36 protein-coding genes are annotated in these 25971 nt (G+C 68.6%); 15 read left to right on the top strand and 21 right to left on the bottom strand.

Going from position 1 to position 25971, the window contains the following annotated elements; translation table 11 throughout:
• Both QQJ79_RS07105 and QQJ79_RS07110 read left to right on the top strand, forming a co-directional pair.
• A partial coding sequence (locus QQJ79_RS07105) for a hypothetical protein (RefSeq protein ID WP_284222230.1) occupies positions 1 to 356 on the top strand: 356 nt, incomplete at its 5' end.
• Positions 353 to 1447 carry a DUF2336 domain-containing protein gene (locus tag QQJ79_RS07110; protein WP_284222231.1) on the top strand — a complete coding sequence of 365 codons (1095 nt, stop codon included), beginning with the start codon at positions 353 to 355 and terminating at the stop codon, positions 1445 to 1447. The genes QQJ79_RS07105 and QQJ79_RS07110, both read left to right, overlap by 4 nt.
• Positions 1448 to 1543: 96 nt before the next feature.
• On the opposite strand, the gene QQJ79_RS07115 is transcribed toward QQJ79_RS07110, so the two are convergent.
• From QQJ79_RS07115 to QQJ79_RS07145, 7 genes are all read right to left on the bottom strand, one after another.
• Positions 1544 to 1978: a Ros/MucR family transcriptional regulator gene (locus tag QQJ79_RS07115; RefSeq protein WP_284222232.1), complete on the bottom strand. Its 435-nt coding sequence runs from the start codon at positions 1976 to 1978 to the stop codon at positions 1544 to 1546.
• Between the two features lie 167 nt (positions 1979 to 2145).
• Positions 2146 to 3363 carry a DUF2336 domain-containing protein gene (locus QQJ79_RS07120; protein WP_284222233.1) on the bottom strand — a complete coding sequence of 406 codons (1218 nt, stop codon included), beginning with the start codon at positions 3361 to 3363 and terminating at the stop codon, positions 2146 to 2148.
• Positions 3364 to 3407: 44 nt separating this feature from the next.
• Entirely contained in the window at positions 3408 to 3884 is a 477-nt protein-coding gene (locus QQJ79_RS07125; RefSeq protein WP_284222234.1) for a copper chaperone PCu(A)C, read from the bottom strand.
• Between the two features lie 10 nt (positions 3885 to 3894).
• Positions 3895 to 4506, bottom strand: coding sequence for a TetR/AcrR family transcriptional regulator (locus tag QQJ79_RS07130; RefSeq protein WP_284222235.1), 612 nt, complete (start codon positions 4504 to 4506; stop codon positions 3895 to 3897).
• Positions 4503 to 5060 (bottom strand): DUF4287 domain-containing protein, encoded by a 558-nt coding sequence (locus tag QQJ79_RS07135; RefSeq protein WP_284222236.1) that lies wholly within the window; start codon positions 5058 to 5060, stop codon positions 4503 to 4505. The genes QQJ79_RS07130 and QQJ79_RS07135 overlap by 4 nt, the downstream gene beginning before the upstream one ends.
• 81 nt (positions 5061 to 5141) lie before the next feature.
• Positions 5142 to 6122 carry a cysteine synthase A gene (gene cysK / locus QQJ79_RS07140; protein ID WP_284222237.1) on the bottom strand — a complete coding sequence of 327 codons (981 nt, stop codon included), beginning with the start codon at positions 6120 to 6122 and terminating at the stop codon, positions 5142 to 5144.
• Positions 6123 to 6201: 79 nt separating this feature from the next.
• On the bottom strand, positions 6202 to 7014 hold the full coding sequence (locus QQJ79_RS07145; RefSeq protein ID WP_284222238.1) for a LytTR family DNA-binding domain-containing protein: 813 nt from the start codon (positions 7012 to 7014) through the stop codon (positions 6202 to 6204).
• Between the two features lie 155 nt (positions 7015 to 7169).
• Here QQJ79_RS07145 and QQJ79_RS07150 point away from each other — a divergent pair, with 155 nt between their 5' ends.
• The 4 genes from QQJ79_RS07150 to QQJ79_RS07165 all read left to right on the top strand — a co-directional run bounded on the left by QQJ79_RS07150 (position 7170) and on the right by QQJ79_RS07165 (position 11023).
• Positions 7170 to 8099, top strand: a complete 930-nt coding sequence (locus QQJ79_RS07150; RefSeq protein WP_284222239.1) for an alpha/beta hydrolase family protein — start codon at positions 7170 to 7172, stop codon at positions 8097 to 8099.
• 75 nt (positions 8100 to 8174) lie between these two features.
• Positions 8175 to 9515 carry a flagellar protein export ATPase FliI gene (fliI, locus tag QQJ79_RS07155; protein WP_284222240.1) on the top strand — a complete coding sequence of 447 codons (1341 nt, stop codon included), beginning with the start codon at positions 8175 to 8177 and terminating at the stop codon, positions 9513 to 9515.
• Positions 9516 to 9540: 25 nt separating this feature from the next.
• On the top strand, positions 9541 to 9951 hold the full coding sequence (locus QQJ79_RS07160) for a flagellar export protein FliJ (protein WP_284222241.1): 411 nt from the start codon (positions 9541 to 9543) through the stop codon (positions 9949 to 9951).
• Positions 9941 to 11023, top strand: a complete 1083-nt coding sequence (locus QQJ79_RS07165) for an endo-1,4-beta-xylanase (RefSeq protein WP_284222242.1) — start codon at positions 9941 to 9943, stop codon at positions 11021 to 11023. Before QQJ79_RS07160 ends, QQJ79_RS07165 begins: the two co-directional genes overlap by 11 nt.
• Here the strand turns inward: QQJ79_RS07165 and QQJ79_RS07170 are convergent.
• Entirely contained in the window at positions 11020 to 11772 is a 753-nt protein-coding gene (locus QQJ79_RS07170; RefSeq protein WP_284222243.1) for a competence/damage-inducible protein A, read from the bottom strand. The genes QQJ79_RS07165 and QQJ79_RS07170 overlap by 4 nt on opposite strands.
• A 132-nt stretch (positions 11773 to 11904) precedes the next feature.
• On the opposite strand from QQJ79_RS07170, the gene map reads away from it, so the two are divergent.
• Both map and radC read left to right on the top strand, forming a co-directional pair.
• Entirely contained in the window at positions 11905 to 12732 is an 828-nt protein-coding gene (gene map / locus QQJ79_RS07175; RefSeq protein WP_284222244.1) for a type I methionyl aminopeptidase, read from the top strand.
• Positions 12733 to 12829: 97 nt separating this feature from the next.
• Complete coding sequence (gene radC, locus QQJ79_RS07180) at positions 12830 to 13603, top strand: RadC family protein (RefSeq protein ID WP_431307583.1); 774 nt, start codon at positions 12830 to 12832, stop codon at positions 13601 to 13603.
• Between the two features lie 15 nt (positions 13604 to 13618).
• On the opposite strand, the gene QQJ79_RS07185 is transcribed toward radC, so the two are convergent.
• Positions 13619 to 14047 (bottom strand): hypothetical protein, encoded by a 429-nt coding sequence (locus tag QQJ79_RS07185; RefSeq protein ID WP_284222245.1) that lies wholly within the window; start codon positions 14045 to 14047, stop codon positions 13619 to 13621.
• Between the two features lie 164 nt (positions 14048 to 14211).
• On the opposite strand from QQJ79_RS07185, the gene QQJ79_RS07190 reads away from it, so the two are divergent.
• From QQJ79_RS07190 to QQJ79_RS07215, 6 genes are all read left to right on the top strand, one after another.
• Positions 14212 to 15234: a glycosylasparaginase gene (locus tag QQJ79_RS07190; protein ID WP_284222246.1), complete on the top strand. Its 1023-nt coding sequence runs from the start codon at positions 14212 to 14214 to the stop codon at positions 15232 to 15234.
• Positions 15231 to 15749 (top strand): GNAT family N-acetyltransferase, encoded by a 519-nt coding sequence (locus tag QQJ79_RS07195; protein WP_284222247.1) that lies wholly within the window; start codon positions 15231 to 15233, stop codon positions 15747 to 15749. The genes QQJ79_RS07190 and QQJ79_RS07195 overlap by 4 nt, the downstream gene beginning before the upstream one ends.
• 122 nt (positions 15750 to 15871) lie before the next feature.
• Positions 15872 to 16111, top strand: coding sequence for a BolA/IbaG family iron-sulfur metabolism protein (locus QQJ79_RS07200; RefSeq protein WP_284222248.1), 240 nt, complete (start codon positions 15872 to 15874; stop codon positions 16109 to 16111).
• Between the two features lie 4 nt (positions 16112 to 16115).
• Complete coding sequence (locus QQJ79_RS07205) at positions 16116 to 17036, top strand: aldo/keto reductase (protein ID WP_284222249.1); 921 nt, start codon at positions 16116 to 16118, stop codon at positions 17034 to 17036.
• Between the two features lie 61 nt (positions 17037 to 17097).
• Positions 17098 to 17457, top strand: coding sequence for a Grx4 family monothiol glutaredoxin (grxD, locus tag QQJ79_RS07210; protein ID WP_284222250.1), 360 nt, complete (start codon positions 17098 to 17100; stop codon positions 17455 to 17457).
• The gene (locus tag QQJ79_RS07215) at positions 17457 to 17882 is read left to right on the top strand and encodes an acyl-CoA thioesterase (RefSeq protein ID WP_284222251.1); all 426 of its coding nucleotides are present in this window, start codon (positions 17457 to 17459) and stop codon (positions 17880 to 17882) included. The genes grxD and QQJ79_RS07215 overlap by 1 nt, the downstream gene beginning before the upstream one ends.
• Here QQJ79_RS07215 and QQJ79_RS07220 read toward each other — a convergent pair.
• Positions 17857 to 18039 (bottom strand): hypothetical protein, encoded by a 183-nt coding sequence (locus QQJ79_RS07220; RefSeq protein ID WP_284222252.1) that lies wholly within the window; start codon positions 18037 to 18039, stop codon positions 17857 to 17859. The two genes, QQJ79_RS07215 and QQJ79_RS07220, sit on opposite strands and share 26 nt — an antisense overlap.
• Positions 18040 to 18253: 214 nt before the next feature.
• Between QQJ79_RS07220 and QQJ79_RS07225 the strand changes: the two genes are divergently transcribed.
• Complete coding sequence (locus tag QQJ79_RS07225) at positions 18254 to 19318, top strand: sensor histidine kinase (RefSeq protein ID WP_284222253.1); 1065 nt, start codon at positions 18254 to 18256, stop codon at positions 19316 to 19318.
• Positions 19319 to 19320: 2 nt separating this feature from the next.
• On the opposite strand, the gene QQJ79_RS07230 is transcribed toward QQJ79_RS07225, so the two are convergent.
• The 11 genes from QQJ79_RS07230 to QQJ79_RS07280 all read right to left on the bottom strand — a co-directional run bounded on the left by QQJ79_RS07230 (position 19321) and on the right by QQJ79_RS07280 (position 25968).
• Complete coding sequence (locus tag QQJ79_RS07230) at positions 19321 to 19707, bottom strand: hypothetical protein (protein ID WP_284222254.1); 387 nt, start codon at positions 19705 to 19707, stop codon at positions 19321 to 19323.
• A gap of 169 nt (positions 19708 to 19876) precedes the next feature.
• A complete protein-coding gene (rpsD, locus tag QQJ79_RS07235; RefSeq protein ID WP_284222255.1) occupies positions 19877 to 20494 on the bottom strand; it encodes a 30S ribosomal protein S4 in 618 nt (205 codons plus the stop codon).
• A gap of 148 nt (positions 20495 to 20642) precedes the next feature.
• Complete coding sequence (locus tag QQJ79_RS07240) at positions 20643 to 21584, bottom strand: MBL fold metallo-hydrolase (RefSeq protein ID WP_284222256.1); 942 nt, start codon at positions 21582 to 21584, stop codon at positions 20643 to 20645.
• Between the two features lie 79 nt (positions 21585 to 21663).
• The gene (locus tag QQJ79_RS07245) at positions 21664 to 22278 is read right to left on the bottom strand and encodes a superoxide dismutase (protein ID WP_284222257.1); all 615 of its coding nucleotides are present in this window, start codon (positions 22276 to 22278) and stop codon (positions 21664 to 21666) included.
• An 89-nt stretch (positions 22279 to 22367) separates the two neighbouring features.
• Positions 22368 to 22622, bottom strand: coding sequence for a hypothetical protein (locus QQJ79_RS07250; protein ID WP_284222258.1), 255 nt, complete (start codon positions 22620 to 22622; stop codon positions 22368 to 22370).
• Between the two features lie 20 nt (positions 22623 to 22642).
• Positions 22643 to 23587: a DUF4350 domain-containing protein gene (locus tag QQJ79_RS07255; protein ID WP_284222259.1), complete on the bottom strand. Its 945-nt coding sequence runs from the start codon at positions 23585 to 23587 to the stop codon at positions 22643 to 22645.
• A 42-nt stretch (positions 23588 to 23629) separates the two neighbouring features.
• Positions 23630 to 24469 carry an S-formylglutathione hydrolase gene (gene fghA / locus QQJ79_RS07260; protein ID WP_284222260.1) on the bottom strand — a complete coding sequence of 280 codons (840 nt, stop codon included), beginning with the start codon at positions 24467 to 24469 and terminating at the stop codon, positions 23630 to 23632.
• Positions 24466 to 24891 carry a type II toxin-antitoxin system VapC family toxin gene (locus QQJ79_RS07265; protein WP_284222261.1) on the bottom strand — a complete coding sequence of 142 codons (426 nt, stop codon included), beginning with the start codon at positions 24889 to 24891 and terminating at the stop codon, positions 24466 to 24468. Before QQJ79_RS07265 ends, fghA begins: the two co-directional genes overlap by 4 nt.
• The gene (locus QQJ79_RS07270; protein WP_284222262.1) at positions 24888 to 25115 is read right to left on the bottom strand and encodes a FitA-like ribbon-helix-helix domain-containing protein; all 228 of its coding nucleotides are present in this window, start codon (positions 25113 to 25115) and stop codon (positions 24888 to 24890) included. Before QQJ79_RS07270 ends, QQJ79_RS07265 begins: the two co-directional genes overlap by 4 nt.
• Before the next feature lie 44 nt (positions 25116 to 25159).
• Positions 25160 to 25543 carry a VOC family protein gene (locus QQJ79_RS07275; RefSeq protein WP_284222263.1) on the bottom strand — a complete coding sequence of 128 codons (384 nt, stop codon included), beginning with the start codon at positions 25541 to 25543 and terminating at the stop codon, positions 25160 to 25162.
• A 74-nt stretch (positions 25544 to 25617) separates the two neighbouring features.
• Entirely contained in the window at positions 25618 to 25968 is a 351-nt protein-coding gene (locus tag QQJ79_RS07280) for a VOC family protein (protein WP_284222264.1), read from the bottom strand.
• Between the last annotated feature and the right edge of the window lie 3 nt (positions 25969 to 25971).

Here is a 25971-nt window from a genome sequence, read left to right on the forward strand (position 1 = left end):
GAATGCAGCAGGACGCGCCCGCCCCCGCTCCGGCCGCCGGTCCGTCGGTCGTCCAGCCGGCCGCCGCGGCGGCTCCTGCCGCACCCCGGCCGCGTCGTGTCGCCGAAGTCAGCAACAGCGGCGAACGCCCGCCGACCCAGGGCGGCCGCTACTATTCGGTCCACCGCCAGAACGGCCGCCAGCCCGACGCCCTCGACATGCCCGAGCCGAACTACGTCGACGCCCTGGTAGTCAGCATGCCCGAGACCATCGCCTCCCAGGATCTCGCCGCCCCCGAACAGGGGCCGACCCTGATCCGCGACGCCCAGGGCCGGGTGCGGGCCGCGCCCGCCGCCTCCGACGGGGACCATCAGTGATCATTGCGTCGACGCCCTCGCGCCTGCCCGAGTTGATCGCCCTGGCCGAGGAGGGTTCGAGCGAGAAGCGCCGCGCCCTGCTGCGGGAACTGACCGAGCATTTCTTCGGCGCCGCCACCCGCAGCGCCACCGAGGACGCCCTCTACGGATCCGTCCTCGCCAGCCTGGCGGACGAGATGGAGAGCGCGGTCCGCGCCGAATTGTCCGCCCGTTTCGCCAATGCGCCGAATGCGCCCCACGCCCTGATCCGCCGACTGGCCAATGACGAAGCCGCCGTCGCGGAAGCCGTGTTGACCACCTCTCCGGTCCTGACGGACGAAGACCTGCTGGGCGTGGTCCGCAAACATGGTCAGGCGCATATGCGCGCCGTCTCGGCTCGCCCCTCGGTGTCCGAGGCCGTGTCGGACGTCATCGTCGAGCGGGGCGACGACGAGACCCTCGGCGCCCTGCTGCGAAACGACGGAGCCCAGCTGTCGCGCAAATCGTCCGAAGCCGCCGTCGAGCGGGCGCGGGCCAATCCGGCGCTGCACGAGGCCGCGGTCTCGCGCGCCAGCCTGCCGGCCGACCTGCTCAACGAAATGTATTTCGTGGTCGAGGCCCGGTTGCGGACCCGGATCCTCGAACAGAACGCCCGCATGGACCCGGCCCTGCTGGAGAGCGCGCTCGCCGCCGGCCGGGCCCGCATCGCCACCGACGACGGCGCCCTGCCCGCCGACTACGCCGAATGCTCGGCCTATGTGGAAGAGCTCAAGGCCGCGGGTCAGTTGACGCCGCAGATGCTGGCGCGGTTCCTGCGCTCGGGCGGGACGACCTCGTTCCTCATCGCCCTGGCCCAACTGTCCGACATCGATTTCCACACCGCCCGCCAGATCGTCGAACGCCGCGAACTGGACGCCCTGGCCGTGGTCTGCAAATCCGCCGACCTCGATCGCGCCCTGTTCCTGACCTATGCCGTGGTGCTGCTCAACGACGACGGCGGCGCCATGGCCAAGGCCCATTCCTACGCCCGGATGTACGCCGAACTGACGAAGGACGCCGCGCTCAGGACGCTGCGCTTCTGGCGGATGCGCCGCGGGGCCGCTGCCGCGTAGTGGCTAGCCACTAACCACTAGCCACTCGACCCATCCCTCACAGCAAAACGCCCGCCCCCATGGCTGGAGGCGGGCGCTTCCCCGGACAGGCCCGGATTACTTCTTGGCGCGGCCCGCGGCGGCGCGGGCGGGTTTGCGGCCGCCCTGGCCCAGACCCATCTGCTTGGCCAGGTCCGAACGCGCCTTGGCGTAGTTCGGAGCGACCATCGGATAGTCTTTCGCCAGGCCCCATTTCGCCCGGTATTCCTCGGGGCTCATATTGTATTTGGTGCGCAGGTGGCGCTTCAGCGATTTGAACTTGCGGCCGTCTTCCAGGCAGATCAGGAAATCGGGAGTGATCGACTTGCGCACGGGCACAGCCGGGTCCTTGACCTCGGGCTCCGGCTCGACGGCGCCGGTCGAGACCTGGGTCAGGGCGGCATGGATGCTGGAGATCAGGCCCGGCACTTCGACCGCCTGCACATTGTTGTTGCCGACATAGGCCGACACGATGTCCGCAGTCATTTCGAGGATTTGGGCGTTATCTTCCATGGATCGGCCTCACCTTGTTCGATTGTTTTTCGACTGAATCAGCCGTTGGCGAGATCAATAGATTTGTTCTTTTGTGAAAGCAACATCAGGTTCCATGCTCGGAATGACGTGTCCAGAGTGTTTCAAAGTTTAACTAAAGACGGCGTTTCACGGGCCGGTTGCGGCCTTCAGCGGCCAAAATTGTCCGCCAGCGCCAGCATCGCCGCCCGTTCCGGCGCCGAGTAGGTGTCCAGGCCGTCTTCCTCGCCATCGCGGATGGCCCTGAGAAGCGCCGGCGTCAGGGCCGACGACAGCGACCAGTTCCAGTAGCGCAATACAGTCTGGGCCCGGTCGACCGCCAGCATGTCATAGGTGATCTGCACCCGCTCCCAGGCCGGATGGACCGAGCCGTCGTCCGCGGTCTCGGGCCGACGCATCGAGCGCCACAGATTGGCCAGATCGCTCTTGCCCAGCCCTGTCGCCTTGCACAGGATCGCCAGGGGCTCGCCCCCCGGATCGCCCATGATCTTGGCCCCGGTGACCGGCTTGACGCCCGACAGATAGGCGATCTCGGTCGCCACCTCGCGGTTGAGGCCGCGCTCGGCCGCCGCCGCCACCGCCTCTTCCAGCCCGCCATAGGGGCTCTTGGCGATAGCCGCCCGGTTCCGCTGCCGCCGCTCGATGAACTGCAGCGCCTTGCGCGACACAGGATCCTGCCAGTTCTCGGCCGCGGCCATGGCGAAGACGTCCTCCGACACCTCCTGCATGACCTCGCGCGACACCGCGAACCGCTGCAGGATGGTGCGGCGGTCCTCTGCGCCGCACCACCAGAACATCACATAGGCCCCTGACGGACGCAGTTCCGGCCGCTTCAGTACGGGGCCGCACAAATGCGGCTCCTGCCGGCTCAGGCTGACGACGCCCTCGATCGCTGTCTGGCTCAGACGAGCCGTGCTGTTGCGCAGCACCGCCTCGATGACGTGGGTCTCGCCGAAGCTCAGCAGGGTCTCGGTGACCACCTCCGACAGCGACCGGCGGCTGGCCATCAGGAACCGGTGGATGGGCGTGGCGTCCCGCGCGCAGGCCACCAGATCGGCGTCCGACAGGGAGGCGCACTGTTCGATCAACAGACCGGCGATCTCCGGATCGTCGCGCAGCAGCATCCGCGCCAGGGCGTTGGGCAGTTCGGCCAGCGGGGCCAGCCGGGCGGCCACCCGCCGACGGTCCTCGGGCAGGGCCAGCCGCAGCATCTCGACCAGCAGATCACCGGTGACGGCGCGTTCAAAGGCGTTGATCCGGCTGGCGGGCAGACACACCACATCGGCCAGGCGCTTCAGCAGCGCATGACGCGCGCGGAAGCCGCCTTCCGGGGCGGCCTCCTCAGGGCTGGTCGCGGTCTCGGACATATCCCGCGAATCCTAGGGCCGCGCCGGTTAACCGGCTGTGACGGTCAGTCGAAGGCCGCCCAGGCGGCGCGGCTGTCCCCGGTCAGGGCGAAATCCGCCTGCACCGTCCCCGCGTCCCGAAACGTCAGGGTCAGGGCGACCCGTCCGTCGACGGCCTTCGACGGATCGAAATTGATCAGCATGAAGTGCAGGCTGGCGCCCGGCCGCACGTCCAGAGCGCCGTTGCCGGGAACAGTCCAGCTCGGGTCGTCGATCATGCTGCCCCCCGACTCCGTGCGCACCACCCGGTGGAACTCGATCGTGTCGGCGCAGGCGCAGGACGCGTCCACCAGTTCATCGGCCACCGGCGAGCCGTTGCGGATGCGCACATAACCGGCCGAGTCCTCGCCGGCCGCGCCAGAGGTCGCCACGATCCGCCGCGTCAGATCCAGCGGCCCGGCGGATGCCGGTTCCTCGGCCAGGGCGGGCGCGACGGCCAGAGCCATCAGGCTCGCGGTCAGGATCAGGACGCTCTTGAACATGGAGATCTCCTCAGGCCGGCTGGGCCCGCCGCGCCGCGCGGGCGAGCAGCATGTCGAAATGGTCGCGCAGGGCCGAGACTCCGCGGTCGAAATAGCCGACGTCCCTGTGGGTCCGGGCCTGCATCACCCCGCCCTCCATGGTCGTCAGCACGAACTCGGCGAGCGCCTGCTTGTCGAGGCCCGGGGGCAACCGGTCGCCCGCGTCATCGAGACACCGCAGGATCGCCCCGACCCAGCCGGTGAAATTGACCGCCAGCAGCTCCCGCACCACCGGGTCGGCCTCGTGCAGCTCCAGCGCCAGACTGCCGATCGGGCAGCCATAGGTGCAGTCGGTCTCGAGGATCAGCCAGCGATACCGCGCCAGCAGGGCGAAGATCCGTTCGACGGGATCGTCCACCCCCTCCCAGGCCGGATCGACCAGGTTCTCGTACAGGCCGTCGCGATAGGCCTCGAGCACGGCGATCAGCACGTCCTGCTTGCCGGGAAACACATGGTACAGGCTGCCGGCGTTGAGCTGGGTCCGGCTCAGGATGTCGGCGATCGAAGTCGAATTATAGCCCTTGACCCAGAACAGCTCCATGGCCGCCATCACGATCCGGGTGCGGACATCGGGCGCGCTCACGCCGCCGCCCAGGCCTGTCTGATCCAGCCCTCCACCTCGGCGTCGATCTCGTCCGCCGAGGCGATGCGGACCCGGTGGGTGACCATGGCGTTCCACGATCCGGCCGCTTCCAGCCGCCCCGACGGCTCCACGCCCTTCAGGTTGAGGCCCAGGTCCAGCCGGTCCTTGGTCGAGGGCTGGGCGAGGCCGAACTGCTTGCTGCGGCGGAAGCTGACATAGCCCTTCTTCGGCGCGAACTGGGCGCCCTCCAGCCCCGAGACGATGGCCGCGACCCGGTCATAGGCCGGCCGCATCGCCGCCTTCGGCCCGGCGAACATCGCCTCCATCAGGTCAGCGTCATTGCTGGACCCCGCGTCCGAGGCGAAGGTCTTGTGCGCCACCAGATTGGCGTAGCCGTGGCCCAGCCCGTGCTCGGCCTTGAGCCATGTGACCAGCCCGCCGTGTTTCGCCTGACCGCTGGTCCGGGCCAGCGCCAGCCATTCGTCCAGCGCCTTGCCGGTCTTCGCCTTCAGATTGGCGATCATGACGGCCATCTCGGCCTGAGGGTCAGCCACGCGCATTCTCCCGTTCCCGAGCCCTATTGAATGCTCGTTCAAGAACCGGAGTCAATGAAAACTTGAATGATCGTTCAAGCGTCACAGCCCTTCGAAAAGGGCCGTCGACAGATAGCGTTCGGCGAAGCTGGGGATGATCACCACAATGGTCTTGCCCGCATTCTCTTCGAGAGCGGCCTGACGGAAGGCCGCGACCAGGGCGGCTCCCGACGAGATGCCGACCGGAATGCCCTCCGTCCGCGCCGCCTTGCGGGCCATGTCGAAAGCGTCCTCGTTGGACACCTGTTCGACGCCGTCGATGACCGAGCGGTCGACGATCGAGGGGATGAAGCCCGCCCCGATGCCCTGGATCTTGTGCGGCCCCGGTTCGCCGCCCGACAGCACCGGCGAGGCCGTCGGCTCGACGGCGATCATCCGCAGCGAGGGCTTGCGGGCCTTCAGCACCTGGCCGACGCCGGTGATGGTGCCGCCCGTGCCGACGCCCGAAATGACGATATCCACCGCGCCCGCCGTGTCGTTCCAGATCTCCTCGGCCGTCGAGACCCGGTGGATGGCCGGGTTGGCGGGATTGTCGAACTGGGCCGGGATGACGGCGCCGGGGGTCCGGTCCCTCAGCTCCATGGCCATGGCGATGGCGCCCTTCATCCCCTTCTCGGCCGGGGTCAGCACCAGTTCGGCGCCCAGCAGGGCCAGCATCTTGCGCCGTTCCATCGACATGCTCTCGGGCATGACGAGGATCAGCCGGTAGCCCTTGGCCGCGGCCACAAAGGCCAGGGCGATGCCGGTGTTGCCGCTGGTCGGCTCGATCAGCACCGTGTCGGGCCGGATCTGTCCCGCCTGCTCCAGCGCCTCGATCATGGCCACCCCGATCCGGTCCTTGACCGAGGCCATCGGGTTGAAGAACTCCAGCTTGGCCAGCACCGTCGCCCTGGGGCTCATCTCGGCCGACAGGCGCGGCAGCCCGACCAGCGGCGTGTCGCCGATGGTGTCCAGGATCGAGGCGAAGACCTTGCCGCGTCCGGCTTTCTGGTGGCGTGAGGCGTCGTAGGGTGCGGCGGTCATGGCGGGCTCCGGTCTGGGGATCGGGAATACATAGGCGCTTCCCCCGCGAGGCAAGGGGCAGGGCCAGGGAAGTTTGACCTTACGGGACCCGGAGTCCGGCGGCCACAGCGCCGGACGCGCCAGCGACCGGATCGTCCAGCCAGCCGGCGGCCCGCAGCCGCGCAACGCTGGCCCGCGAAACCGGCGCCTCGATCCCGCCCTTCAGTCGAATCCGCAGCTTGCGCCCGTCTTCAACCACGCCTTCGACCGCCTTGCGCGCGACCCACCAGGACCGGTGGACCTGAAGGCCCTCAAGCCCTCCGACTTCCTCCAGCGCCTGGCTCAGCGACATCAGCACGAGCGCCGAACCCTGGACCGTATGCAGCCGCACATAGTGATCCTCCATCGACAGGCACAGCAGATCCTGTCCGAGCCGCGAGGGCAGTCGGCGAAGGATGCGGGGAGCGTCGGGCTCCACCTCGGCGCGCAAGGCGGCGGCCGGCGCGGCGCGGCCGCGCAGCACGCCATACAGGGCGACATAGGCCAGGCTCACCAGCACGGTCTGGCCATACCATTCGATCGGTCCAACAGACTGACGGATCCCCGGCCACAGGGCGGCGGCCATCAGGCGCGTAACCCCGGCCAGGGGGATCGCCACCACAAGCGCCATTGCGGGGATCCAGGCCCAGGCGGGGACGCCCGCCCTGTGCGCCCGGGGCGCCAGCAACCGGAACGCCAGACCGAACGCCAGCCCGCAGACCAGGAAGACGCCGGCCCAATAGGCCACGCGCACGATCAGGACGTCATTGAAGAAACTGCCGAAGGGTCCGAACACCCCCAGCACGGCGCCCACGCCGAGGCAGGCGGCCAACTCCGTCGCCCAGGCCCGGCCGGTGTTCGGCGTTTCGATCATCGTCCCCTCGCTGGCCGCGACTATAGCGAACCCCGCGGGCGACGGAACCATTCGCCGGGCCGCGAACCCGCTCGCCCATTGGCGAAGTCGCGCTGGCGCCGTCCGACGCAAGGCCCGATCAACAGACATTCCCGCTGATCCCGAGGACCGACCCCATGTCCATTCTCCGTAAGCCCATCACCCTGATCGCCGCCATGATCGCCGGCATGACCCTGGCCTCGACCGCTCCCGCTCTGGCCCAGGACGCCGACCGGGTCTTCCGCTTCGCCGACCCCGAGGGCGGCGAAATCGAAGCCGGCGTCTGGCTGCCCGAGGGCGCCGGGGACGGCGTCCCTCGCCCGCTGGTGGTCATCTCGCACGGCAATCTCGGCTCCTTCCAGGGCCACCACGACACCGCTGAGGCCCTGGCGGACGCCGGCTTCGTGGTCGCCGCCCTGACCCATCCCGGCGACAACTGGCGCGACCCCAGCCGGTCGATCCAGGTCTCGGACCGCCCGCGCCACGTCAGCCTGCTGATCGACCACATGACGCGGGACTGGACCGGTCCGGCGGCGATCGATCCCGCCCGCGTCGGCGCCTTCGGCTTCTCGGCGGGAGCCTTCACCGTCACCGCCCTGGTCGGCGGCGTCAGCGACCCCGCCCCCCTGCTGCGCCACTGCCTGGCGCACCCGGAACAGTTTCTGTGCACCTTGCTGGAGCGCCAGCCGATCGAGGTCGCGACGTGGCGGCCGCGGGGTCATGATCCGCGTATCAAGGCCGCCGTCATCGCCGGCGCAGCCTTCGGCATGACCTTCACTGCGGAAAGCCTGGCCGGGGTCCGGATCCCGATCCAGATGTGGCAGGCCGGCGACGACGAAATCCTGATCGCCCCCTTCCACGCCGAGCCGATCCGCGACGCCCTGGGCCGGCCGCCGGAATTCCATCGGGTCGACGGCGCCCTGCACCACGACTTCCTGCCCGTCTGCCCCGCCCATCTGGCCGCTTCCCTGCCCCAGCTGTGCCGCTCGCAGCCCGGCTTTGATCGCGCCGCCTTTCACCAGGCCTTCAACCGCGACGTGGTGCGCTTTTTTGAACAGACGCTCTGACTCCGGACCCGCTCGAATTCACCCCTCGTTAACCACGATGCCGCATCCCTGAAGGCCTGTTCCGGGGTCCTTCGCTTGCACGCTCTCACCGCCGCCGTTGAAGCGATCGATCCGCTGGTCGTGACCGGCAAGGTCGCGGGCGTGAACGGCCTGCTGATCGAGTCGAAGGGCGGGCTCTCTCGCCTGTCGGTCGGGGCCCGGGCCGAGATCGAGCGCCGTCACCTGTCGCCCCTGCCCGCCGAGGTCGTCGGCTTCCGCGACGCCAAGGCCCTGCTGATGCCGTTCGGCCCGGTCGAGGGCGTCGCCCCCGGGGCCGACATCCGCATCGTCTCCGCTGCCGCCAGCGTGCGTCCGACCACCGCCTGGCTGGGGCGGATCATCGACGCCTTCGGCCAGCCGATCGACGGCAAGGGCCCCCTGCCCGTCGGTCCCGCCGCCTATCCCCTGCGCGCGCCCCCGCCCCCGGCCCATTCGCGCGGCCGGGTCGGCGAGCGTCTCGATCTCGGCGTCCGCTCCATGGACGTCTTCACCACAACCTGCCGCGGCCAGCGCCTCGGCATCTTCGCCGGCTCCGGCGTCGGCAAGTCCGTGCTGCTGTCCATGCTGGCGCGGCAGGCGACCTGCGACGTGGTCGTGGTCGGCCTGATCGGCGAACGGGGCCGTGAGGTGCGCGAATTCATCGAGGAGACCCTCGGCGAAGAGGGTCTGCGCCGCGCCATCGTCGTCGTCGCCACCTCCGACGAGCCGGCCCTGAAGCGCCGCCAGGCTGCCTATATGACCATGGCGATCAGCGAATACCTCCGCGATCAGGACCTCGAGGTTCTGTGCCTGATGGACTCGGTCACCCGTTTCGCCATGGCGCAGCGCGAGATCGGCCTCGCCGCCGGCGAGCCGCCGACGACCAAGGGCTATACGCCGACCGTCTTCACCGAACTGCCCAAGCTGCTGGAACGCGCCGGCCCGGGTCCCGTGCGGCCCGACGGCACCACCGCCGGACCGATCACCGCCATGTTCACCGTCCTGGTGGACGGGGGCGACCATGACGAGCCTATCGCCGACGCCGTGCGAGGCATCCTCGACGGCCACATCGTCATGGACCGCAAGATCGCCGAGCGCGGCCGCTTCCCGGCCATCGACGTGCTGAAGTCGGTCAGCCGCACCCTGCCCGCCTGCCAGACCCCGCCCGAGCGCGAACTGAACCGCCGCGCGCGCCAGTGCCTGTCGGCCTACGGCAATATGGAAGAACTGATCCGCATCGGCGCCTACCGCGCCGGGGCCGATCCGATCGTCGACCGCGCCATCGCCCTGAACCCCGCGCTTGAGAATTTCCTCGGGCAGGACAAGGACGATCACACGTCTCTTTCCGATTCCTTTACCCAGCTGGAAGCAATCCTGAACCAGGGAATGATCCAGTGAACCTCGTCCGCCGGAGTGAGTATCGATGACCGCCTGGGCCCAATCGCTGATCCGGATCTCGAACTACGAGGTCGAGACGCTGCAGAAGCGCCTCGCCGAGATCACCGCCCGCCGCGCCTCCGCCGAAATGCGCATCGCCGTGCTCGAGGCCGAGGCCGAGATCGAACAGGAGCGCGCCCGCGACGACGCCGACGCCGCCATGATGCTGCAGGCCTATCTGAACGGCTGGAAGCTGCGCAAGGGCGCGGCCGAGGCCGATGTCGTGGTCATCGACGCCGAGGAGGAAGGGGCCCGCGACGCCCTGACCGGCGCCTTCGAGGAGCTGAAGAAGTTCGAGCACGTGGCCGAGATGACCCGGCTCAACGCCATCATCGCCGCCGGCAAGCGCGAGACGGCCGCCTTCGACGAACTGGGCCTGAGGCGGCGTGCGGGCTGACCCGCCCGGACTGAACCGCCGCGCCCTTCTCGCCGCGCCTCTGGGGCTGGTGGCCTGCGACCGCTTCGCCTCGGCCCGGACGCCGGCGGGTCCGCTCGCCCCGCCGCTGAAATCCCTCGCGGACTTCCCCATCGGCGCCACCGGCATGACCGGCCAGCTCGACGACGCCGTCTGGGTCGCCGCCATGCGCCGCCACGTCGATCAGATCACGCCCGAATGGGAGCTCAAGCCCGAACGCATCCTGCAGCCGGGCTTCGCCTTTGACTTCTCCGCGTCTGACCGGATGGTCGACTGGGGCGAGGAACAGGGACTGCGCGTCTTCGGCCACTGCCTGGTCTGGTATTCGCAGGGGCTGGACCAGTTCACCAACGCCCTGCCGACCGCCCGCTTCGCCGCCGAGTTCGACCGCTATGTCTCGACCGTCGCCGGCCGCTACCGCGGCCGCATGGTCGGCTGGGACGTGGTCAATGAAGCGGTGGCCGAGGACGGCGACGGCCTGCGCGACTGCGTCTACGCCCGCAAGCTGGGCCCCGAGGCCTATATCGTCCGCGCCTTCCGGCAGGCCCGCGCCGCCGATCCGGACGCCGTCCTGTTCCTCAACGACTACAATCTCGAGAACAATCCCCGGAAGGGGGCGACCTTCCTCCGCCTGGTCGAGCGGCTGCTGGCCCAGGGCGCGCCCATCGGCGGCATCGGGACCCAGTCGCATCTCGACATCGATATCCCGGCCGGACAGATCCGCGACTTCTTCCGCGACGCCGGGTCGCTCGGCCTGCCGATCCATGTGTCCGAGCTCGACTTCTCGATGCGGAGCGACAGCCCTGTCGACACCCGCACCCTGGGCCAGAAGCGCGCCCGGCAGGTCGCCCGCGTCGGCGAACTGGCCGAGGCCTTCATGGCCCTGCCCGCCCGCCAGCGCTTCGCCTTCACCACCTGGGGCCTGCGCGATGTCGACAGCTGGCTGCTGCGCGACGAAGGCAAGGGCTGGAAGGACGACAGCCCCCTGCTGCTCGACGCCGAAGGCCGCGCCAATCCAGCGTTCGAGGCCGTGGCGGAGGCGTTCGCCCGTTAGGCCAGGCTCGCTTCGATCCCCGCCGCCGCCAGCTCGGCCAGCAGTCCCTCCGTCGCCGCCTCAACCCTCGCCACGTCCCGGCCTCGCACCACCAGATGGGTCCCCATCTCCCCGACCGAGCCGTGGCCGAAGGGATAGCTGCCGAAACTGATCTCGCGCTCCGCCCGCGCCGCCGCCGTCAGCAGGTCGGCGATCGCGCCCTCGCCCACGCCGGTGACCCGGATCGTCCGCGCATGCACCACCGCTCCGGTGCGCAGGCGCGGGGCCACATCCTCGAGCATGGCGGTCATGATCTTCGGCACCCCGGCCATGACGAAGACATTGCCGATCTGGAACCCCGGGGCGTCGGTCACCGGATTGGCGATCAGCGTCCCGCCCTCCGGAATCCGCGCCATCCGCCGCCGCGCCGCATTGAAGTCGTCGCCATAGCGCCGCGCCAGAATGGCGACCGCGTCGGGATGCTCGGGCAGGGCCACGCCAAAGGCCGTCGCCACGGCGTCGGCGGTGATGTCGTCATGCGTCGGCCCGATGCCGCCGGTGGTGAAGACATAATCGTGGCTCGTCCGCAGGGCGTTCAGGCTGTCCACGATCTGGTCCTTGCGGTCGCCGATGGTCCGCGCCTCCTCAAGGTCGATCCCCAGCGCCGCCAGAAACCGGGCGATGGTGTTCAGATTGGTATCCTGGGTCCGGCCGGACAGGACCTCGTCGCCGATGATCAGGACGGCGGCGGTGGGAGAGGATTCGGTCATGAGCCCTTCTAGCGCACCGGGCGGGCCGGCGCCTTCAGCATGGCGCGGACCGCCTCAACCCGGCCTTGAGGTTTATGCTATACTTCCCCAACTGAGACGCGCCCTCGACCCGACGCCCCGAAAGCCGACCGAATGTACGAGACCCCCGAACTGGACGACGACGCCTTCGTCCGCACCCACGAAATCCGCGTCCACGAGGGCGACGAAGCCTGGGAAGGCATGCGGGCCGCCGGCCGTCTGGTCGGCGCGGCGCTGGACATGATCACCCCCTTCGTGGTCCCCGGCGTGACCACGGGCGAGATCGACGACCGCATCCGCGAGTTCACCCTCGACCATGGCGCCCTGCCCGCCTGTCTCGGCTACAAGGGCTATGAGAAGACCGTCTGCACCTCGATCAACCACGTCGTCTGCCATGGCATTCCGGGCGACCGGGTGCTGAAGGACGGCGACATCGTCAACATTGATCACACCGTCATCGTCGACGGCTGGCACGGCGACTCCAGCCGGATGTATGCCGTCGGCGAAATCAACGCCCGCGCCCGCAAGCTGATCGACGTCACCTATGACTCGCTCGAGGCCGGTCTGGCGATGATCAAGCCGGGCAACACCTTCGGCGACATCGGCTACGCCATCCAGCAGGTCGTCGAGGCCAACCGCATGTCGGTGGTGCGCGACTTCTGCGGCCACGGCATCGGCCGGCTGTTCCACGACAGCCCCAACGTCCTGCACTACGGCCGTCGCGGCGAGGGCGCGACGCTGAAGGCCGGCATGTTCTTCACCGTCGAGCCGATGGTGAACCTCGGCAAGCCGCACGTGAAGGTCCTGTCCGACGGCTGGACCGCCGTGACCCGCGACAAATCCCTGTCGGCCCAGTGCGAACACAGCTGCGGCGTGACCGAGACCGGCGTGGAGCTGTTCAGCGCCAGCCCGGCAGGGCTGTTCCGGCCGAAATTCGGCTGATTTCGACCGATCGAGGCGCACGAGCTACCGGTGCATGATCGTGCTGGACGTTCGCCTTATGTTCTGACATCGTCCGGGAGTTGTGCCGGAGGCTTTCATGTCCAGCGTGCTGCTCTTCCCGATGCCGCCGTCCCGGGCGCCGGAAGCGGCCCCGAAGGCTCCGCGCGCGGCCAAACCCCATCACGCGGGCCACCGTGAACGGCTGCGCGAGCGGGCCCGCGGGGCCGGCGTCCATCACCTGCCCGACTATGAACTGCTCGAACTCTTCCTGTTCCGGAGCCAGCCGCAGGGCGACGTCAAGCCGATCGCCAAGGCCCTGCTGGCCCGGTTCGGCTCGCTGGCGGCGGTGCTTGCCGCCCCGGTCGAGGACCTGGGCGCGGTCAAGGCCGAAGACGCCAGGGGCCGGACCAAGGGCGTGGGCGCCGAGACCGCCCTCGACCTCGCCGCCCTGCACGAGGTGGCGCGCCGGGTCATCAAGGAAGAGGCCGCCAAACGCACCGTCATCTCGTCCTGGACCGCCCTGGTCGCCTATGTCCGCCTGTCCCTGCAGCATGAGGCGCGGGAGCAGTTCCGGGTGCTGTACCTCGACAACCGCAACCAGTTGATCCTCGACGAGATCCAGAACCGCGGCACGGTCGATCATGCCCCGGTCTATCCCCGCGAGGTGGTGCGCCGGGCGCTGGAGCTGTCGGCCAAGTCGATGATCATCGTCCATAACCACCCGTCCGGCGACCCGACCCCGTCCCGGCCCGACATCCACATGACCCGCCAGATCGTCGAGGCCGCCCGGGCGCTGGACCTCAGCGTGCACGATCACCTCATCGTCGGCCGCGACGGCGTGGCCAGCTTCAAACAGCTGGGGTTGCTGTGACCCGGTCCCGCGAGATCAAGCCCTGAACCGGGCCTGGAGCGCCATGCACATCCAGACGAGCGACTGAGGCGCCAGCGAGCAGTCCTGTTCGATGATGCCCCGGCAAAGCTGATAGCCGTTGCCCCTGACAAGGTTGCAGTTCGGCGTGATCAGCGCTTGGCAGAAATTGTAGTTGTCGCCTTCGATCAATCCGCACTGCCGGTCCACGATTCCCTTGCAGAACCAGTATTCCTCGGACACCGAGGTTAGCCCGCAGCTTCCCTCCTCAAGCGCCTTGCACAACCAGTACTGGCTCTGGTTCGCAAGGCCGCACGCGGACCCGGCCTGACCGGTCGCAGGGGCGCCTGCGCCGCCAGAGGCCGCCGGTGACGCAGCGTTCGCCGGCGCCGACGCCGACGCGAGCGCAAGGGCGAAAACGAGGGAAAGCAATCGACTGGCGGCCATGGTTCATCCCCCCGCGCCGCTCGTCCGACAGCGCAACGTCGACCCTGCACGGGAAATGCCTCGGCGCAAATCCGCAATTCCTGACGGCGCCGTCAGCCTCTTTTGAACGGCCGGACTCACGGGTACGCTCGGGCTCCTGAATTTGGCGCACGGTGTCTGAGCCCATGGAATCCCGACTGCTCGCTGTGTCCCGGCGGGCCCTGCTGACCGCCGCGCCGGTCGCTGCTCTCGCCGGCGAGGCCGCGGCCCAGGCCGCCGCCCCCGTCATCATGGTCTCGACCTGGGATTTCGGCGCCGCGGCCAACGCCGCCGGCGTCTCGGCGCGGGCGAACGGCGGCTCGGCGCTGGACATGGTCGAGGCGGGCGGCCGCGTGGCGGAAGCGGACGAGAGCAACTCCTCGGTTGGACTGGGCGGCCTGCCTGACCGCGACGGGCGGGTGACGCTTGACGCCTGCATCATGGGCTGGAACGGCGACATCGGCGCGGTCTGCGCGCTGGAGGACATCGTCCACGCGGTCTCGGTGGCGCGGCGGGTGATGGAGCGGACGCCCCACACCATGCTGGTCGGCGAGGGCGCCCGGACCTTCGCCCTCGAACAGGGGTTCGAAACGCAGAACCTGCTGACGCCCCGCGCCGAGGCGGCGTGGCGCGAATGGCTCAGGACCGCGAACTACGCCCCACGCGTCAACAGCGAGAACGCCGACTGGCGCGCCCAAGGACCGGCGACGCCCGGCGGGCCGGGCAATCACGACACCATCGGCCTGCTGGCGATCGGCGCGGACCAGCGGATGGCCGGCGCCTGCACCACCTCGGGGATGGCCTTCAAGATGCGAGGCCGCGTCGGCGACAGCCCGATCATCGGCGCGGGCCTCTATGTCGATGACGAGGTGGGCGGCGCGACCGCCACCGGCGTCGGCGAGGACGTCGTCCGCGTCGCGGGCGCCCACGCGGTCGTCGAGGCCATGCGCCACGGCCGGGATCCGACCGCCGCCTGCCGCAGCGTGATCGAACGTCTGGCGCGCCTGCGCGGAAGGAAGGTGGCGGCGTCCCAGGTCGCCCTGCTGGCGCTGGACAAGCAGGGCCGGGCCGGGGCCTTCGCGCTTCAGCCGGGCTTCACATTCGCCGTCACCGACGCCGCCGGCCGGACCCGGATCGAGCGCGCCGGCTCCCTGTTCGAGGCTCCATGACCACCATCCTGATCACCGACCGCCTGACGCTGACGCCGGTACAGCCGACGGATCTCGCCGATCTCAACGCCCTTTGGAGCGACCCGGTGTTCGCGACCTCGATCTTCCCCGCGCCGCTGACGTCCGAGGACGTCTGGTTCCGCCTGCTGCGCGACATGGGACACTGGGAGGCGCTCGGCCACGGCAACTGGTCCGTCCGCGAGACGGCCACCGGCGACTATGTCGGCAGCATGGGCGTCTTCGACTATCACCGCATCCTGGAACCCGCCTTCGATGCGCCTGAACTGGGCTGGGGCGTCGCGCCGCGTTTTCAGGGCCGGGGCATGGCGTTCGAGGCCCTGTCAGCGGCGCTGGCATGGTGCGAGGACAGTCTGGACGCTCCCCGCACCGTCTGCATGATCTCGCCCGACAACGCCCCCTCGCACGCGCTGGCCGCGAGGGCGGGTTACGTCCCCTATGTCGAGACGACCTACAAGGGTTCGCCCGTCGTGCTGCTGGAGCGCATCAGCCGGTAATCGACCAGGGCGCAGCCCTTCCGACGAACCGGCCGCGTCGAGAGACAGGCCATTGCGCGATGTAGCCCCCCATTAAGGTTTACGCGCCATCATCTCCGGCGAACCCGGAGACCGCCTGTTCCATGCCCATGCCCGTCGAAACGCTTCGCCGCCATCTGACCGAAGCCTTTCCCGACGCCGAGATCGTCATCGACGATCTGGCCGGCGACGGCGATCACTATCGCGCGCGCATCGTGGCCGCGGCCTTCGCGGGCCTGTCACGGGTGCGTCAGCACCAGCTCGTCTATGCCGCGCTGAAGGGCAAGATGGGCGGCGAACTGCATGCGCTGGCGCTGGAAACCTCAGCCCCGGCGGGAGAATAGCCCGATGCGCTACCGTCCCTTTGGCCTGACCGGACAGGCCGTCTCCTGCCTGACCCTCAGCCTCGGCGCCCGCGACATCGGCGGCGGCCCCGAGGCCGGTCGCGAACTGATCTATTCGGCGCTGGAAGCCGGCATCAACTCCTACCGGCTCGAGACCGCCGACCCCGTCCTGGCCGAGGTCCTGGGGCAGGCGCTGAAACATGTCGACCGCAAGCTGGTGCAGGTCTCCCTGACCCTCGGCGCCGGCGACGGCCGCCGCGGCTCGGACCGCGACTTCTCCGCCCAGGGCATCACCTCGGCCATCGACAAGGCCCTGCACGCCTCCGGCCTGGGCTATTTCGACCTGGCCATCCTCGACGAGCCCGGCGATCACGAACTGCCGCAATCCACGCTGAACGCCCTGAAGGCCCTGCGCGCCACCGAGCGGGTGCGGCTGCTGGGCATCTCGGGCGACGGCGACGTGATGGACACCTATGTCTCGACCGGCGCCTTCGACGTTCTGGCGACGCCATTCCACGTCAACGCCAGCTGGCAGGTCCGTTCGCGCCTGCGCGCCGCGCGCGACGGCGACATGGCCATCTTCGTCTACGGCTATTTCCCCGACAGCCTGAACACGGCGAAAAAGGCCGCCACCGTGCATGTGCAGAAAAAGGGTCTGTTCGGCTTCGGCGGCGGCCCGAAGCCGAAAGATGGGCCGCTGGTCCATGCCGGGACCTTCGCCTTCCTGCACCGCACCAACAACTGGACAGCCGAGGCCATCTGTCTGGCCTACGCCCTGACCGACCCGTCGGTGTCCAGCGTGATGATCGAGGCCAGCGACATCGAACGGCTCAACGCCCTGTCCCAGGTGCCGGACCGCGACATGCCCCCCGGCCTGGCCGCCCAGATCGAAATGGCCCGGGTCGCGGGCGCCAAGGCAGCCTGACGCCCTTGACCGGCGCGCGCGCGGTCCATACCTGACGCCCTTCACTGAAAGGCCCGCGTCCGTGACCGATCAAGCACAAGCCGACCCCATCCACGCCTTCATCGCCGACACGCTGAAGGATCATGCGGTGGTCCTGTTCATGAAGGGCTCCCCTGATGCGCCGCGCTGCGGTTTCTCTTCGCTGGCGGTGCAGATCCTCGACCATATCGGCGCGAATTTCGTCGGCGTGGACGTGCTGCAGGACGAGGCCCTGCGCGAGGGCGTCAAGACGTTCAGCGACTGGCCGACCATTCCCCAGCTGTATGTGAAGGGCGAATTCGTGGGCGGCTCCGACATCGTGCGCGAAATGTTCAACGCCGGCGAGCTTCAGGCCCTGATGGCCGAAAAGGGTGTGCCCCTGGGCGAGCAAGCCGAGGCCTGATGGCGCGCGCGGTCCTCGAGCCCCGGGCTGACCGCGAGATTTTCGTCGTCCCGCTCGAGGTCCGTCCCGAACACATCGACGATAACGGCCACGTCAACAATGTCGTCTATGTCGGCTGGCTGCAGGACGCCGGCACGGCGCACTGGAACGCCCGGTTCGACGACGCGACCCGCGCCCGCTGGTCCTGGGTCGCGACCCGGCACGAGGTCGACTATTTCCGCCCCCTGCCCCCCGGGGCCCGGGGCGTCGCGGCCCGCACCTGGGTCGGCGACCCGCAGGGGCCGCGCTTCAACCGTTATGTCCGCATCGAGGACGGCGAAGGCCGCGTCTGCGCCCAGGGCGTCTCGGAATGGGTGCTGGTGGATTCGGCGACCATGCGGCCCCACCGCATCCCGGCGACTATGCTTGAGGCGTTCCGGCGATAGCGGCGGTCCTCCGGTCCTGAATCCGGGCCCGGTCGGCCAGACGCCGCCACTGCAGCGCCATCGCGGCGTACTCGCCGCGGGCGTCCGCCGGATGCGGCTCCGCCGCCCGCTGTTCCAGCTCCACCGCCTTGGCCAGGCACTGCTCGACCGTGAACATGGCTGCGCAACCGCGTTATCCGGGATTGGTTCCGGGGATCGTCCGCGGGTTGCAATACCTCGCGACTCGCCGATTCCGTGCTGTGTTCGCCCGGAATGATGCCTATAGTGGATCGAACGACTTCCCGTGGAAACGGGGGGCCGCTTTTCGCTGACAAAGTAGACGGGTATGGCTTTCGCCTTGGAAGCCTCCGGTAATTTCTGGAGGGCCGGTTTTGACCGCCCCCAAGTCGATGCAACCCGACGACTCTCTCACCCTGGCTCTGGCCGTGGTCGGCGCCTCGAGCGCGCCCCTGGTGCTGCTGGATGGCGACCTGACGGTCGTCGCCGCCAGCGCCTCCTTCTTCACCGCCTTTGACATCAACCCCGCCGGGGCCGTCGGCGAGCCCTTCCTCGGCCTCGGCGATGGCGAGTGGAACCTGCCGCGGCTGCGTTCCCTGCTGACCGCCACGCTGTCAGGCGCGGCCGCCGTCGAAGCCTATGAGATGGAGCTGGAAAGTCAGAATCTGGGGCGCCGCAACCTGCTGCTCAACGCACATCTGCTCGCCTATGGCGACGGCGCCGAGGTCCGCCTGCTGCTGGGGATTTCGGACGTCACCGAGGCCAGGGCCAGCGACAAGCTGAAGGACGACCTGCTGCGCGAAAAGGCCATCCTGCTGCAGGAGGTCCAGCACCGCGTCGCCAACAGCTTGCAGATCATCGCCAGCGTCATCCTGCAGAGCGCCCGCAAATCCCAGTCAGACGAGACCCGCAACTATCTGACGGACGCCCACAGCCGGGTCATGTCGGTCGCCGCCCTGCAACAGCAGCTGGCCGTCTCGCGCCTCGGCGAAGTCGCCCTGAAGCCCTATTTCGACCAGCTGTGCGTCAGCGTCGGCGCCTCGATGATCCGCGACCACGATCAGCTGTCGCTGCACGTCGACTGCGACGACAGCACGGTCCCGGCCGACATCTCGGTCAGCCTCGGCCTGATCGTCACTGAACTGGTGATCAATTCCCTGAAGCACGCCTTCCCCGGCGGGCGACACGGCCGGATCACTGTCAGCTACCACGCTCACGGCCCCAACTGGACCCTGGCGGTCGCCGACAACGGCGTCGGCATGCCGACGGACTCCGAGAGCGCCACGCCCGGCCTCGGCACCAGTATCGTCGAGGCGCTCGCCAACCAGCTGAACGCCCGCGTCCAGGTCGCCGGCGGCCATCCCGGCACGACGGTGTCCGTAATCCACACGCAGATCAGCGCCGTCGAGGCCGACGCCAAGTCCGGCCGGGCCGTCTGATCTCAGGCCGGCGGCAGCTGGTACGGATTTTCGACCGACAGGCGCGATCCGGGGGCCAGCCCCAGTTCCTCGAACGACCAGCGCACTTCGGTCCCCTCGGGCAGGGTCTCGCGGCAGCGGTCTTCCTTGATCCGGCGCAGGGTGATGATCGGCCCGTCGCTTGAGGCGCGGACGATCGGCCTGATGTCTTCCTTGGCCGTGCAGCCGTTCGAGGTGACCCAGAACACCGCCTCGTCGCGCGCGATGGCCGCCGCGTGGACGGGCTCGACCTGGCCGGGCAGCGCTTCACCCGACGCCTGCGATCGGCCGGCCAGCTGCTGCACGGCGCTGCAACCCGCAAGGGACGCGGTCAGGGCCGCGGCGGCGGCGAGCGTGGCGATCCGTTTCATCCCTCAGCCTCCCGCTGAACCCTGACGTCCTGAAAATGCGCCTGTTCGTTCCCCAAGGGAAGGCCAGGTCCGTCGAAGTTCGCCCGTCCTGTCGACGTCTTTCGGGCCGAACAGCAAAAAGGCCCCGGATTTCTCCGGGGCCTTCTGAAGTTCGTGGCTCGAACCGTTCTCAGGACGAGTAGTATTCGACCACCAGGTTCGGCTCCATCTTCACCGGGAACGGCACGTCGGCCAGTTCCGGCACGCGGACGAAGCGGACCGAGAAGCCGCGGTCGCCGATCTCGATGTAGTCGGGGATGTCGCGTTCCGACGACTGCTGGGCTTCGAGCACCAGCGCCATGTTGCGGGACTTTTCCTTGACCTCGACGACGTCGCCGACCTTCAGACGGTACGACGCGATGTCGACCTTCTTGCCGTTCACGGTCACGTGGCCGTGGCTGACGAACTGACGGGCGGACCAGACGGTCGGGGTGAATTTGGCGCGATAGACCAGGGCGTCGAGGCGCGACTCCAGCAGGCCGATCAGGTTCTCCGAGCTGTTGCCCTTGCGACGCGAGGCTTCCTCGTAGGTCGCGGCGAACTGCTTCTCGGTGATGTTGCCGTAGTAGCCCTTCAGCTTCTGCTTGGCCTTCAGCTGCAGGCCGAAGTCAGAGACCTTCTGCTTGCGGCGCTGGCCGTGCTGGCCGGGGCCGTACGAGCGTTTGTTGACGGGGGACTTGGCGCGACCCCACAGGTTTTCACCCATGACCCGGTCGAGTTTGTACTTGGCGCTATGGCGCTTGGACATATGTCACTCTTCTCATGATGCGGCCCGGTCCCTCCCCAACTGGAGAGACGATCTCAACGGCGGTCCACGCATCGTCCGTAGTGGTTCGCGCAAGCGGGCGGGCCCGACGGCGTGAAGGGCGCGCTTATGACGGGGTCGGGCTCATCCGTCAAGGCTGGGCGGCGGTTTCCGGAACCCAGACGAACCCGTCGTCCCGCCGCTGGAACCGGCCGAGGCCCGGGAAGGGGAAGTGCGGGGCGTAGATCCGCAACGACTGTGAGGCGCCGCGCTCCAGCATTCCTTGCCGGGTGGCTATGCCGGCGGCGCTGTCGGTGTCCCAGCCATTGACCCATTCAGGCCGCTGCACGGAGATCACCGAGCTGTGCATGGCGTCGCCGATATAGAGCAAGCGATCCGTTCCCGAGACGACCTCATAGCCGGTATGTCCGGGCGTATGGCCGTCCAGCGCCACGGACTTGATCGAGGGCGTGACCTGGGCGCCGGCCGCGAAGGGCCGGACCCTCGGGGTGACGGCGGCCAGCAGGGCCGCCTCTCCGGCCTGGGCGGCGCCGGCCTTCATATAGTCCCACTCGGGCGCGCTGATGTGGACCACCGCCCCGGGGAAGGTCAGCGAGCCATCCGCCCCGACCAGTCCGCCGACATGGTCGCCATGGGCATGCGAGATCAGAACGTCGGTCACCCGGGTCGGGTCGGCGCCGGCCGCCCGCAGGGACGTCACCAGTTGGTTCTGCGTCCCCATTCGCCCGCCCGCGCCGGTATCGATCAGCACCAGCCGGTCGCCGTCACGCACCAGAAGCGGTTGGACCGACAGGCTTATGACATCGCCCGGCAGTCCCGAGGCGGTCAGCAAGGTCGTCGCCGCCGCCGTATCGGACCACGGACTGTCGGCCTCGGTGTTCGGCAAGGAGATCACGCCGTCCCGCAGGGCGACCGCTTCCAGTGCGCCGATGCGGAAGGCGTGAACGTCGCGGCTGGCGGCGAGAGCCGACGCCGAGGCCGGCTCCGCCGCCTTGTCCGCCCCGGGCGAACAGGCCGCGCCGAACAGGGTCAGGACCAGGCTGGCGGCGGCGAGGCGGGCTTGGGCGTTCATCAGGCGGCTCTCCGGAAGTCGGGCCGGGGCCCGAACGGTCACGCTGCATTTGGGGGCCCGCGTCGCCCGCGCCAAGCCCTCAGGCCGTGGCGGCGGCGAACAGCTCGTTGGCCTTGTTCCAGTTCACCACCGACCAGAAGGCCTTGAGGTAGTCGGCCCGGCGGTTCTGGTATTTCAGATAATAGGCGTGCTCCCAGACGTCGGCTGTCAGCACCACCGCGCCCTTGTCCTCGGCCACGTCCATCAGCGGATTGTCCTGGTTCGGCGTCGAGGTCACCTTGAGCACGCCCTCCTGCACGATCAGCCACGCCCAGCCCGAACCGAACTGTCCCGCTCCGGCGGCGTTGAAGGCCGCCTTGAACGCATCCATCCCGCCCAGATCGCGGTCGATGGCGGCGGCCAGTTCGGGCGAAGGCCGGCCGGTCTTGCCCGACGGCGCCATCAGCTTCCAGAACAGGCTGTGGTTCCAGTGCCCGCCCGCATTGTTGCGTATGGCCCTGGGCAGGGTCGAGATCATTGCGAACATCTCTTCCATCGACTTGCCGCGGAGGGCCGGATCGGCGTCGACCGCCTTGTTGAGATTGTCGACATAGGCCTGATGGTGCTTGCCGTGGTGGACCTTCATGGTCTCCCGGTCGATCGCGGGCTCCAGCGCGTCGTGACCATAGGGCAGAGGCGGAAGCGTAAAGGCCATGGGGCGGCTCCTTCGATCAATTCGGTCCGCCCTTATCTAGGCGCCCGTTCACCCAACCCAAGCGAGGCCGGATAATTTCGTTCCTGCGGCTAACCGCCCTCCCCCTGCGGGTGAGGCGCGGGAAGATTGGCCTTCAAACAGTCGCGGACCGCCCGCCGCAGATCGCCCGTGGCCGAAGCGAAATCCACGCCCTCGGCGTCGAACACCGCCCGGACCGCCGCGTCCAGACCGTTCGGCAGCGCCTCCAGCACCCGCTTCTCGCCCTTGGGATGGAGGCAGAAGCCGACCTCCTTGCACAGGGCGGCGAACATGTCGGCGTGGGCGGCGTCTGAAGTCTGGGTCATGTCCCGCTCCTAGCACGGACTCAGGGCAGCAGGCCGCTCAGCCAGTGCATTATGTTCAGCCCGAACTGCGCATTGCCCGGCGCCGTATTCATGCCGAACCGGACGTCGGGCCGCCCGTCGTCGAAGCGGACCAGTTGGGCCGACAGCATCCCCGCCTCGCCCAGCACCACCACCCGGCCCCGGCCGTGGGTGAAGGCCAGCCCCTGGGCCCGTCCGGCCGCCGAATGAACCGCCGGATTGTCCGAGGCGCCCGCGCGCATGGCCTCGACCGCGGCCGGCGCATCCTGGGGCGTCGCCGCCTCCCAGGCCTGGGGCCCCAGTTGCATCAGAACCGTCGCCCCTTCGGGTGCGATCAGCGACTGGCCGGTGAAGGCGGTGACCGCGACGACCGCCTCATCCGCGTTCCGGCCCCGGGTGATGGCGTGGTCGCCCAGCCGCCCGTTCTCGCGCGTATAGACCAGCTGGCTGGTCAGTCCGTTGGCGTTGTCTGCGGGCTCGAACGTCCAGCCCTTGCCCATGCCGACGCCGAACTGCGCCGCCAGATCGGCCGCCGCGACCCCGAAGGGGGCATGGTCGGCGATCAGCAGCAGTCGTCCGCCGCTTCGCACCCAGGCGTCGAGCGCCCCGATCTCGCGCGCGCTGAAAGGCGAACCGCCCTCCGACGGCGCGGCGTTGGCGATGACCAGCACATCGACCCCGACCAGCCCGTTGACGTCGAACGTGGAGGTTCCGCCCCGCACCCGATAGCCGTCGGCCCGCAACAGGGCCGCAAACGGCGCATAGCGGCCGTCGACGGTGTGGAAATTGTCGTGGGAGCCGTCGATGGCCACGTTCGGCCCGTCGGCCGCATAGGCCGGGCGGGCGACGGTCGGAACGAAGTCGGGATCGGTCATCTGCTGCTGGGCCATCGCCGGCGCGGCGACGGCCAGGGCGATCAGGCCGATGGCAAGGGCGGTCAGTCGCATCAGAACCCCTTCGGTTGGAGCGCCGACGCTAGCACAACATCCTCAGCCCTTCAGCCGCCGCGCGTGGAAGGCGACGTGGTCGGCGATGAAACTGGCCATGAAGAAGTACGAATGGTCATAGCCCGGCTGCATCCGCAGGGTGATGGGCTGCCCCGCCGCCTCACCCGCCGCGACCAGCAGCTCCGGCTTCAGCTGTTCCACGAGGAACGGATCGGCGTCGCCCTGGTCGATCAGGATGTCGTCGAAGCAGCCTTCTCCGACCCCTTTTTCGATCAGCCGGGCCGCGTCGTGGGCGTCCCAGAGGGCGCGGTCGGAACCCAGATAGGCCGTAAAGGCCTTCTCCCCCCATGGACACCGGGTCGGCGACGAAATCGGCGCAAAGGCCGAGATCGACCGGAACAGGTGCGGATGGCGCAACGCCAGCGTCAGCGCCCCGTGTCCGCCCATCGAATGGCCGCTGATCGACCGCGCCCTGGTCGTCGGGAATTCCGCGTCGATCAGCCCGATCAACTCCTCGACGACATAGGTCTCCATGCGGAAATGCGGCGCCCAGGGCGCCTCGGTCGCGTCGACATAGAAGCCCGCTCCCTGCCCCAGATCATAGGCCGGATCGTCGGCGACGCCCTCTCCCCGCGGCGAGGTGTCCGGCGCGACGATGATCACCCCGTGCTCCGCCCCCGAGGCATAGGCGCCGGCCTTGGTGGTGAAATTGTCCTCGGTGCAGGTCAGGCCCGACAGCCAGATCAGCACCGGAAAAGGCCCCTCTCCCGGCGGGACGAAGACCGACAGGGCCATGGGCGTGCCGGTGGTCGCGCTGTCATGCTTCAGATAGCGCAGCGTGCCGCCGTGGACGGCATGGGTCTTCAGGGTTTCGAGGGTCACAGGGAAGGCGCCACCGCTGGAATCGGCCTCAATATCAGGCCCGTCACAGATTGGAATTTGCGGATGAATTTCATGTCGGCCGAAATGAGGGGGAGGCCAGACCGCATCGCCAGAGCCGCATAAAGGCAGTCATAAACCGGATGGTCCAGGCCTTGACTGAGAACCTGCGCCGCCCGAACCAGATCGACATCGTCAATCAGCGCCACTTCGTCCCGCACGATGGCTACCGCGTCGCAGGCGGCGTCGACGTTCAGGCGTCCGGCCCTCACATATCGCCACAGCGCGTTCGCCGTCTCTGCGATCACCAGCGTGGGCGCGACCCCGTCATGGAGTTCGCGGGCGTTGAGGCAATCCTGGAACAAGGGATCGTCTTCGATAAACCAGCGCGTGGTCACGCTGGCGTCAAATACAGCGCCGCTCAACGGTCCCGGTCTTCACGAATGATCGCGTTGATATCGAGACCGGCGCCGCGCGTCTGCTCGCGGATGCTGCGGGTGACACGCTCGAACTCGTTGGCGTCACGCTTGGCGGCCCGGGCCAGAACCGTACGTAGCTTCTGCTCCAGCGATACGTTCTCACGCTCCGCCTGGCGCTTCAGTCGGGCGACGACCTCGTCATCGACGTTTCGAATGAGAACCTGAGCCATGAGACCGATGATAGCGCATCGCTATCATCGGTGCCAGACCTTCCTCATCCCACCCGGTACAGCGCGCACACCTTGTTGCCCGAGGGGTCGCGCAGATAGGCGAGGTTCAGCGTGCCGAACGGGCCGTTGCGCTCGCCGGGCGGGTCCTCGATGGCCGTGCCGCCGGCCGCCACCCCCGCGTCATGGAAGGCCTTGACCATCTCGGCCGACTTGGCCGCGAAACCGATGGTGCCGCCGTTGGCGTGGCAGGCCGGTTCGCCGTCGATCGGCGTGCCGACGGCGAAGGCGCCCATGCGGGTGCGCCACCAGTAGCGCCCCTTGGCGTCCGGCCCGCTGCCCGGCTCATGTCCGAGCGCGCCGAGCGCCGCATCATAGAATTTGCGCGACGCCTCGACGTCGTTGGCGCCGACGGTGATGTGGGTGAACATGAGCGGCCTCCCTGCCGGTAAAATCTCTCAGTCCGTTTCTTTAGCGAACTGACGTGGCATGACAAGCCGTATCCTCAACCGCCCGGGCTTTCGGGGTCGGGAAAGAACAGCTGGTTTCCGTCCGGATCGTCCACGATCAGCACCGGATAGCCCCATTGGCCGTGCGTGAAAGCGACGCCGTTCGCTGCGAAGGCGTCGGGAAGGGCCTTGAAGTCCGCGGCGGTCAGTTCGACGAACAGCATCCCCATGCCGGTCTTGGGCGGCCTCTGGCTGCTGACGATGATCTCGCACTCATCGCGGTCCACCTGCGCCACCTCGTCGCCGAAGCGCCACTTCTCGGTGAATCCCAGTTTGCCGACATAGAAGTCGACCGCCCGTTGCACGTCGGCCACGAACAGGACCGGCCGCGCGTACCATTTGCCCATGGC

This window comes from Brevundimonas denitrificans, from assembly GCF_030160755.1.
Taxonomy (GTDB): Bacteria; Pseudomonadota; Alphaproteobacteria; order Caulobacterales; family Caulobacteraceae; genus Brevundimonas; species Brevundimonas denitrificans.